The following is a 502-nucleotide window of genomic DNA, read 5'->3' on the forward strand; positions in this document are numbered from 1 at the left end:
GTCGCGGACGTGTCCGTCGTTCACGCCTGGAAGGGCGATGCTGAAGGCAATCTGGTCTATCGCAAGACGGCGCGGAACTTCAATCCGATGATGGCCACGGCCGGCAAGGTGACGGTGGCCGAGGTCGAGGAGCTGGTCGGGATCGGCGAGCTGGACCACGACGCCATCCACACCCCCGGAATCTTCGTGAACCGCATCCTCAAGGGCGCGGTGTTCGAAAAGCGCATCGAGCGCGTCACCACCCGCCAGAAGGACGCCGCGTAATGGCCTGGACCCGTGACGACATGGCCGCCCGCGCGGCCAAGGAGCTGCAGGACGGCTTCTATGTGAACCTCGGCATCGGCATCCCGACCCTGGTGGCCAACTACATCCCCGAGGGCGTGCACGTGACGCTGCAGAGCGAGAACGGCATGCTGGGCATGGGGCCCTTCCCCTATGAGGGCGAGGCCGACCCCGACCTGATCAACGCCGGCAAGCAGACCATCACCGAACTGCCGCAGTC

The 502-nt window shown here is 65.7% G+C and carries 2 protein-coding genes; both read left to right on the forward strand.

Annotated elements, in window-relative coordinates; genetic code table 11:
- Nucleotides 1-264: CoA-transferase (locus D1614_RS27810; protein ID WP_368077849.1), on the forward strand; the 264-nt coding region annotated here is incomplete at its 5' end.
- Nucleotides 264-502, forward strand: a 239-nt coding sequence (locus D1614_RS27815) for a CoA-transferase (RefSeq protein WP_368077850.1), incomplete at its 3' end; no start/stop codon positions are given. The genes D1614_RS27810 and D1614_RS27815, both read left to right, overlap by 1 nt.

Origin of the sequence: Maribellus luteus (assembly GCF_003576475.1) — a bacterium.
GTDB lineage: Bacteria > Bacteroidota > Bacteroidia > Bacteroidales > Prolixibacteraceae > Draconibacterium > Draconibacterium luteum.